This is a genomic window from Streptomyces sp. NPDC055815 (assembly GCF_053616475.1).
Window position 1 is genome coordinate 1 of sequence record NZ_JBSHDU010000152.1, and the last position, 6,835, is coordinate 6,835.

The 6,835-nt window shown below is 73.7% G+C and carries 6 protein-coding genes; 3 read left to right on the top strand and 3 right to left on the bottom strand.

Translation table 11 applies throughout. The features are described from left to right. Positions 1–133 precede the first annotated feature (133 nt). From ACWGN5_RS41420 to ACWGN5_RS41430, 3 genes are all read left to right on the top strand, one after another. Positions 134–682 (top strand): hypothetical protein, encoded by a 549-nt coding sequence (locus ACWGN5_RS41420; protein WP_453524102.1) that lies wholly within the window; start codon positions 134–136, stop codon positions 680–682. Positions 683–783: 101 nt separating this feature from the next. Next, entirely contained in the window at positions 784–3,345 is a 2,562-nt protein-coding gene (locus ACWGN5_RS41425; protein ID WP_453524104.1) for an MDR family MFS transporter, read from the top strand. Positions 3,346–3,460: 115 nt separating this feature from the next. Beyond that, positions 3,461–4,069 (top strand): hypothetical protein, encoded by a 609-nt coding sequence (locus ACWGN5_RS41430; RefSeq protein ID WP_453524107.1) that lies wholly within the window; start codon positions 3,461–3,463, stop codon positions 4,067–4,069. Between the two features lie 61 nt (positions 4,070–4,130). On the opposite strand, the gene ACWGN5_RS41435 is transcribed toward ACWGN5_RS41430, so the two are convergent. From ACWGN5_RS41435 to ACWGN5_RS41445, 3 genes are all read right to left on the bottom strand, one after another. Then, positions 4,131–5,507, bottom strand: coding sequence for a DEAD/DEAH box helicase (locus ACWGN5_RS41435; RefSeq protein ID WP_453524109.1), 1,377 nt, complete (start codon positions 5,505–5,507; stop codon positions 4,131–4,133). Positions 5,508–5,601: 94 nt separating this feature from the next. After that, positions 5,602–5,805 (bottom strand): cold-shock protein, encoded by a 204-nt coding sequence (locus ACWGN5_RS41440; RefSeq protein ID WP_015031667.1) that lies wholly within the window; start codon positions 5,803–5,805, stop codon positions 5,602–5,604. Between the two features lie 200 nt (positions 5,806–6,005). Then, positions 6,006–6,782, bottom strand: coding sequence for a DUF817 domain-containing protein (locus tag ACWGN5_RS41445; RefSeq protein ID WP_453524113.1), 777 nt, complete (start codon positions 6,780–6,782; stop codon positions 6,006–6,008). Between the last annotated feature and the right edge of the window lie 53 nt (positions 6,783–6,835).

Sequence of the window (6,835 nt, forward strand, 5' to 3'; positions counted from 1 at the left end):
CCTCCCCCACCCCTTCGATCCCCCCTTTTTCCCGGGGCGGCGCGGGGCGCCGCCCCGGGGGGGGCGCGGGGGGGGGGGCGGCGGCGGGGGGGGGCCCCCCCGACCCGCGTCGTCGAGCGAGGGAGACAGCGTCATGGCACAGTCCGGCAGCACACCGGGCGCGCGGCCCACCCGCCGCGCCGCCCGATGGGAGCGCTACCGGGTCACCCACCCGTTCTCCGCGCGGGACCAGGCGGGACTGTGGGGGGCGATCGTGGGCGTCGTCGCGCTGGCCGTCCTGCTCGGATGGGCGCTCGACATGAAGGGCGGCGTCGTCATCGTCGCGGCGGTCCCCTTCATCGTCTCCTGGTACGAGAACCGGCGGACGGCGTTCCAGTTCGACGCGTCCGGCGCCCGGTTCGGCGCGGTCCCGCTGCCCTGGAGCGACATCACCCAGTTCGTCGTGGCCACCCCGGAGGGCGGCACGCACGCCCTGATCGGGGCGCGGCTGCGCCCCGGCGTGGCCCTGCCGGCCGGCGGGCCCGTCCCCGCGCACGACCCGGCCATGCCCGCGCCGATCCATGTCGCCGTCCCCCGCACCGGGTTCGACCTGCGGAAGATGGTGACCAAGGCCCGCAGGTACGCCCCGTCGCACCTCCAGATCGTCGTCGCGGAACCGTCCGGCGAACGCCTCGCGACGTGAGGCCTTCCGGCCGACCGGGGGACGGCGATGCCCGTCGTGACCCGGCCCGTGGTTCCGTCGATCCCGCACCGGACCGGGCGCGCGTCAACTATGTTGCTGCCGTGGACCAGTTGATCACCGAAGACCCGACGCGCATCGGCCCGTACCGCCTCATCGCCCGGCTCGGCGCGGGCGGGATGGGACTGGTGTACCTCGGCCGGTCCGAGGCGGGGCGGACGGTCGCCGTGAAGGTGGTGCAGGCCGAGTACGCCCGGGAGCCCGAGTTCCGCCGGCGCTTCGCCCGCGAGGTGGAGGCCGCACGCCGGGTGGGCGGGGAGTGGACGGCGGCCGTGCTCGACGCCGACACCGAGGCGCCGGTGCCGTGGGTGGCCACCCAGTACATCCCCGGGCCCGACCTGACCACCGTCGTGGCCAAGGACTTCGGCCCGCTGCCCGAGCACTCGGTCCGCGTCCTCGCCCACCGGCTCGCCGTGGCGCTGCAGTCCGTGCACGCGGCGGGACTGATCCACCGCGACCTCAAGCCGTCCAACGTCCTCGTGACCGTGGACGGGCCGCGCGTGATCGACTTCGGCATCGCGCGGGCCATGGACGGCCTCGGCGGAGACAGCCTGCACACCCGCACCGGCATGCTGATCGGCTCGCCCGGCTTCATGTCCCCCGAGCAGGTCCGCGGACTCGAACTCACCCCCGCCAGCGATGTGTTCTGCCTGGGTGCCGTCCTCGTGTACGCCGCCACCGGCCGGCTCCTCTTCGGCGCCACCGACACCGGCCTCAGCGCGCACCTCTTCCGGATCGCGGAGGACGAGCCCGACCTCACGGGCGTGCCGGACTCGCTGGTCGATCTCGTACGGGAATGCCTCCACAAGGACCCGACGCGGCGACCGACACCCGCCGAGGTGGCGGCGCGCACGGCGACGGACCCGTCCGAGGAGTGGCTGCCCGGCTCCGTACTCGCCCAACTCGGCCGTCACGCCGCCAAGTTGCTGGACTTCGCCCCGGAGACGCGGGCGGCGATCCCGGACCCGCGGCTCCCCGTGCAGGCCCCGCCGCACCCCGCCCACACCCCGACCACGCCGGCGGGCGGAAACCCGCCGCCCGGATTCGGGCCCGCCGTGGACGCCGTGCCCGGAGCGTGGGGCCCGCCCACCGCCCCGGCCGCCCCGACGCACCCGTCGCCCCGGCGGTGGGCCGGACTCGCCGTCGCCGTACTGGCGCAGTTCCTGGTCCTCGTCGGCTCGACGACCACGAACGCGGCGCTGCCGGTCATCCAGGCCGACCTCGGCCTCTCCGTCGACGACCTCCCACTGCTGCCCTTCGCGTACGGGATCGCCTTCGGCGCCCTGCTCCTGCTCGGCGGGCACCTCACCGATCTCCTGGGCCGCAAACGGGCGGCGATCGTCGGCCTCGCCGGCTTCGCCGCCGCCTCCGTACTCGGCGGAATCGCCCCCGCCACCCCCGTCTTCCTCGCGGCGTACGCCCTCCAGGGCGCCTTCGCCGCGCTGCTCTCCTCGGCCGCCCTCGCCCTGGTGGCCGGCGGCTTCACCGACCGGAGGGAGCGCGGTACGGCCTTCGGGATCTACGCCGTGTTCGCGGGCGGCGGCCTGGCCGTCGGAGCGTTCACGGGCGGCTTGCTGGTCGAGACCCTGAGCTGGCGCTGGTGCTTCTACGCCGCCGTCCCGCTCGCCCTCGTCGCTCTGATCCCCGCGGTCCGGCTGGCGGACGACCGGTCCGCCCGTACCCCGGCCCGCCTCGACGTACCGGGCCTGCTGCTCGGCACCGGCGGGCTCGCCGCGCTCCTCTACGGCTTCCACCAGGCGGAGGTCCACGGCAGCGGATGGGCGGCACCCTGGACCGTCCGCCTCCTGCTGCTCGGCGCGGCCGTCCTGGGGACCTTCGCCTGGTGGCAGACCCACACGAGCAGCCCGCTCGTCCCGCCGGGGCTCTTCACGAACCGTGACCGGGTCGGCTCCCTCCTCGCCCTCACCCTCGTCGGCATGAGCACGCCCACCGTGTTCCTGGTCCTGTCCCTGTACCTGCAGGCCGGACTGAGCTACACGCCGTCCCGGACCGGCCTGGCCCTGCTGCCCCTGGCCGTCGCCGTCCTCGTGGCCGCCCAGGTCTCCGGCCGCCTCCAGGCCCGGCTCGCGCCCCGCCTGCTCGTCGTCCCGGGCCTGGTCGTCGCGGCCGTCGGCGTGGGACTCCTGGCCCGGCTCGAGGCCGACAGCTCGTACGCCGCCCTCGTGCTGCCCGGCCTCCTCCTCCTCGGCCTGGGCCTCGGTCTGGCCCTCGGGCCGCTCCTCGACACCGCGACCGGCGCGTCCGGCCCGCAGGGCTCCGGCGGCACGGCGGGCGCGCTCCTGGCGGCCCAGAGCCTCGGCGGCCGGCTCGCCCTCCCGCTGTCCGGCAGCATCATCGCCTCGGCGATCTCCGGCCGCCTGTCAGAGGTCGAGGGCCTTCCGCAAGCCCTGACGGACGCGGCCAGGAGCGGCGCGCTCATCGACCCGCACCAGCTCCCGGCAGGGGCGGCCGAGGCCGTCGCGCAGTCGAACGCGGCCGTCCTGAGCGCCTACTCCGTCGCCCTCTGGTGCACGTCCGGGCTCCTGCTCCTCGCGAGCCTCCTCGCGGGCGTGCTGGTCACGAGGAGGGCGTCGGCGCAGGACTGACCGGCCTCGCCCCCGGTCGCGCCGATTGGCTCTCCGGCAACTCCGTGGTGTAGAAAGCCCCGTCGATCAATCATGATCACGACATCGAGCTCTCTACATTCGGGGGAATGGAAGAATGACCTCAACTCGCCGTGTTCTCAGCGCGATCGTGCTGCTCGGTGCCCTGAGCGGCATCGCCGCCTGCGGTCCGGAGGACCCCGGCGCCCAGGGCGCGAGCGGAGGTTCCGGCGCCACCGCCTCGCCTTCCGGCACGGCATCCGCGACATCGGACCCCGCCGAGGCCGGAGACGGAGCCCCGGCCGACGACGTCGACGGTGACGGAAAGGGCGGGGACTGCGGCACGCCGCCGACCCTGCCGGCCGGGGTCATCAAGCTGAAGGTCCAGCTCATGCGGGACTCCGGCGGCTTCGAGGGTTCCGAGGCCAAGCCGCACTGCACGCCGAACGACTGGATCTACGGCGCCGAGCCGGGGGACCCGACCAAGCACTACGTGCTGCCCAAGGACGTCAAGGCGTACCTCGCCCTCGGCCCCGGCCAGACGAAGCAGGTCGACCACGAGCAGCTCGCGCTGCACATCGACCGCTGCCACGCCCAGGAGATCGGGGCGCCCACCGAGGACTACCCCAAGGTGGAGGCCCCCTACGGCTGCTACAACAACGTGTACGAGGTCACGCTGAACGCCAAGGGCGAAGTGGCCACCATGAAGGAGATCTGGAGCGTCTGACGGCCTCCGTCACACCGGCCGGAGCCCGCGCTCCGGCCGGCCGGGACGCCGGACCGTGAGCTCAGCCGCCCCGCCGGACCTTCGCGGCCCGGCGGGCCTCGGCGGTCTTGCGGGCCTCGGCGGCGCGGCGAGACTCGTTCTTCGCGCGGCCCGGGCGGCCCGGGACGGTGCCCATGCCCCGGAAGGCCGCGCCACCGCGCTTGCCGCCCTCCTGGCTCGGCGCGCTGCCGTCGACCGGTACGCCCGAGGGCTTCCGGGCGCCGGTGATCCGGGTCAGCTCGGCCTCGCCGGAGCGCACCCGGGTGGTACGGGGCCGGATGCCGGCCTCCGTCATGAGCCGGGCCACGTCCCGGCGCTCCTCGTCCGTCACCAGCGTGACGACGAGCCCGGACTCACCGGCGCGCGCGGTGCGCCCGCCGCGGTGGAGGTAGTCCTTGGCGTCGGCGGGCGGGTCGACGTTGACGACCAGGTCGAGCTCGTCGACGTGGATGCCGCGCGCCGCCACGTCCGTGACGACCAGGACGGGGACCTCGCCGCTCCTGAAGCGCTCCAGGGTCCTGGCCCGCAGCGGCTGCGACTTGCCGCCGTGCAGCGCCGCGGCCCGTACTCCGCTGCCGAGCAGGTGCTTGGCGAAGCGGTCGACGGAGGCCTTGGTGCGCAGGAACATGATCACGCGCCCGTCGCGGGCGGCGATCTCCGTGGCGGTGGCGAACTTGTCGGGGCCGTGCACGTGCAGCACGTGGTGCTCCATGGTGGAGACCGCGGCGGCCGAGGGGTCGACGGAGTGGGCGGCCGGGTCCTGGAGGTAGCGCTCGACCAGCGCGTCGACGTCCCGGTCGAGCGTGGCCGAGAACAGCAGCCGCTGGCCGGTCCCCGGCACCTGGTCCAGGATCTCGCTGACCTGCGGCAGGAAGCCCATGTCGGCCATGCGGTCGGCCTCGTCGAGGACGGTGACGGCGACCCGGTCGAGGCGGCAGTCCTTGCGCTCGACGAGGTCCATGAGCCGGCCCGGGGTGGCGATGACGACCTCGGCGCCGTCCCGCAGCGCGGTCGCCTGCCGTCCGATCGACAGACCGCCGACGACGGTGGCCAGGCGCAGCTTCAGGACCTCGGCGTAGGGGGCGAGGGCGTCGCCGACCTGCTGTGCCAGCTCGCGGGTGGGGACCAGGACCAGGGCGAGCGGCTTGCGGGCCTCGGCCCGGCGCCCGGCGGTGCGGGCGAGGAGCGGCAGGCCGAACGCGAGCGTCTTGCCGGACCCGGTCTGCCCGCGGCCGAGCACGTCGCGGCCCGCGAGCGCGTCCGGCAGCGTGGCGGCCTGGATCGGGAAGGGCGCTTCGACACCGCGGCGGGTGAGCTCCGCGAGCAGCTCGGCCGGCAGGCCGAACGCGGCGAAGGTCGTGGCCGCCGCGGGGGCGTCGTTGCGGGGCGTGGTGGTCATGCGGCACCTGGTCCGTCGGAAAGGTCTGGAAAATGCGACGGGCCGGGGCCCGCACCACAAGGGTGGGGTCCCGGCCGCGTCGGACGTGTCAACGTCAGGCGGGGAGGATGTTCTCCGCCTGCGGGCCCTTCTGGCCCTGCGTGACGTCGAAGGTCACCTTCTGGCCTTCCTGGAGCTCACGGAAGCCCGAGGTGGCGATGTTGGAGTAGTGGGCGAACACGTCCGGGCCGCCACCCTCCTGCTCGATGAAGCCGAAGCCCTTTTCCGAGTTGAACCACTTCACGGTGCCGTTGGCCATGACATATCTCCTTCGGGGCGTAGCCCTGGAACCCGCACTGTGCGGATCCCGGCGTCGCCGTGATGATTGCCCCGTCCGGAAAACTGCACCGAAAACACATAAAGTGCCTGACGATGTCGAATCGTCAAAGGCACTTGTAAGTTCTTTGGGAACCACGACTGCAACTGATCTCGACTGTAGCACGGCATCCGGTGGTCAAGCTAGGAAAATGTCCGATTCTCCCGATTGCCGTGCCGGGCCACCAGGACGAACGTGACCGTGACGAGCAGCGCCCAGGCGCCGAACTTCGCCAGGGACACCGGCTGCCAGCCGTGCAGCTGGTCCGGATAGCTCCAGGCGCCGACGTAGGTGGCCGCGTTCTCGGCGACCCAGAGGAAGAAGCCGATCAGGACGAACGACAGGGCCAGGGGCATCCGGTGGTCGCTCTCGCCGACCCGGAACCGGACCCAGGTCCCCGCCGTCGCGGCCAGGAGCAGCGCGGCCAGGGCCCAGCGGGCGTCGGGCAGCCAGTGGTGGCTGAAGAAGTTCACGTACACGGCCGCGGCGAGGGCCGCCGTGATCCGCGGCCGGTAGCCCGTGAGCCGCAGGTCGAACAGGCGCCAGGCCCGGCAGACGTAACTGCCCAGCGCCGCGTACAGGAACCCGCCGTACAGCGGGACGCCGCCGAACTTCGTCAGGCCGTCCTCCGGATAACTCCACGAGCCCATGCGCACCTTGACCAGCTCGAAGAGGAGGCCGATGACATGGCACCCGGCGATCACCGCGACGTCCCGGCCGGTGTCCCAGCCGACCTTCCACGCGAGGACGGTGAGGCCGACGCCGTACAGGAACAGCAGGTCGTAGCGGGCGACCGGCAGCTCCGGCAGCAGGGCGGAGACGGCGATGCCGCCGACGAGCGCGACGGCGAAGGCGCAGCAGCGGGCCTCCAGGACCGCGAAGCGCAGCAGCTGGCGTATGCCGTGGGTGAGCGTCCTCATGGCGGGAGGGACGCGCGGGCACCCGTGTTCGGTTCGCCGCGTCCGCGCGGCGG